1 protein-coding gene is annotated in these 2131 nt (G+C 69.5%); it reads left to right on the plus strand.

Annotated elements, in window-relative coordinates:
- Positions 1–2131: TonB-dependent siderophore receptor (locus AOZ53_RS05050; protein ID WP_054487215.1), on the plus strand; the 2131-nt coding region annotated here is incomplete at both ends.

A 2131-nucleotide genomic window follows, 5' to 3' on the forward strand; every position in this document is an offset into this window, starting at 1 on the left:
GCGGCGCCTACGGGCTGCGCGACGGATTCGCCGCCATCCTGGCCGGCAGCGGCCTGGCGGCGCAGCAACAGGGCGGCGGCTACGTGCTGCGACGGCTGCCGGCCACCGGCGTCGCCACGCTGGAACCGGTGACGGTCAGTGCCGGCGGCATCGCTCCCGACAGCTACGTGGCCGAGGCCAGCCGCGCCGGCACCAAGACCGACACGCCGATCCTGGAAGTGCCGCAGTCGATCTCGGTGGTGACGCGCGCGCAGATGGAAGCGCAGAACGCGCAGAGCGTGACCGAGGTGCTGCGCTACGTGCCCGGCGTGGCGGTCGAGACCTACGGCGTCGACCCCAAGGGCTTCGACTGGGTCATGCTGCGCGGCTTCAACGCCCAGGCCACCAGCGACTACAAGGACGGCCTGCGCCAGATCGCCTCGGGCTACACCCTGTTCCGCAGCGAGCCGTACGCGCTCGAACGCATCGAGGTGCTGCGCGGCCCGTCGTCGGTGCTGTATGGCCAGGGCGACGCCGGCGGCGTCATCAACCGCGTCAGCAAGCTGCCGTCGGCCACGCCGCAATACGAGGCCGAGCTGGAATACGGCAGCTTCCAGCGCAAGCAGGCCGCGGTCGACCTGACCGGCCCGGCCACCGCGGACGGCACGCTGCTGTACCGCGTGATCGGCGTGGCGCGCGACGCCAACACCCAGTTCACCTACCCCAACGGCGACCGCATCGCCGACGACCGCCTGTTCCTGGCGCCGTCGCTGACCTGGGCGCCGTCGGCCGCCACCCGCTTCACGCTGCAGACCGAGTACCTGCACGACCGCTCCGGCGGCACCATCGGCACCGTCACCATCAACGGCAAGCCCACCAACCTGCGCAACGGCGATCCGGACTTCAACCGCTACACGCAGAAGCAGAAGACCATCGGCTACCTGTTCGAGCACCGCTTCAACGACACGTTGCAGGTGCGCCAGAACCTGCGCTACGGGCAGGTCGACGCGCTGCTGGACAACATCCTGCTGTCGGGCATCGGCCCGGCCGGCCTGACCCGCACCGCGCGCCGCTACGACGAGAGCATGACCGCGCTGGCGCTGGACAACCAGGCGCAGCTGGATTTCCACACCGGCCCGCTGGCCCACACGCTGCTGCTGGGGCTGGACTTCAACCGCAGCAGCGCCGACGTCTCGCGCACCTACGGCCCCGCCCCCAGCCTCAATCCCTACAACCCGGTGTATGGCGTGTACGTGCCCACGCCCACCACGCCGATGGCCAACTACCTGGAAACGACCCACCAGACCGGCCTCTACCTGCAGGACCAGGTGCGCTTGGCCGAACGCTGGGTGCTGACGCTGGGCGGCCGCTACGACTGGTACCGGCAGAAGAACGAGAACCGCCTGCTCAACAGCACCAGCGACCAGGACGGCTCGCGCTTCAGCGGCCGCGCCGGCCTGAACTACGTCATGCCCAACGGCCTGGCGCCCTACGTCAGCTACGCGCAGTCGTTCCTGCCCAACACCGGCGTGACCGCGCCGGCCAATGGCAGCGCCGCCTTCGCCCCGTCGCGCGGCCGCCAGTGGGAAGGCGGCATCAAGTTCCAGCCGCCGGGCTCGAACGCGCTGTACACGCTGGCGCTGTTCGACATCAAGAAGAGCAACGTGCTGACCAACGACCTGCAGAATCCGGGCTTCCAGGTGGCTTCGGGAGAAGTGCAGTCGCGCGGGGTGGAGCTGGAGGGCAAGTTCAGCCTGGGCGACGGCTGGGACTTCACCGGCTCGTACACCTATGTGCGCGCCCGCATCAGCCGCGCCAACGACGCCACCCAGGGCAACCGGCCGGCGCTGGTGCCCGAGCACAGCGCCTCGGGCTGGCTCAACTACACCGTGCGCAACGGCGCGCTGGCCGGCCTGAGCCTGGGCGTGGGCGCGCGCTATGTGGGATCGACCTACGGCGACAACGCCAACACGCTCAAGATCGACAGCCACACGCTGATCGACGCCGGCGTGTCGTACGCGGTGGACAAGCACCTGACGCTGTCGGTCAACGCCACCAACCTGTTCGACAAGGATTACCTGGCGACGTGCTCGGACCTGACCGATTGCTACCCGGGCAGCCGGCGCAGCGTGATCGGGCGGGTGAAGTACCG

Source organism: Achromobacter sp. 2789STDY5608621 (genome assembly GCF_001299375.1).
Taxonomy (GTDB): Bacteria; Pseudomonadota; Gammaproteobacteria; order Burkholderiales; family Burkholderiaceae_B; genus Achromobacter; species Achromobacter insuavis.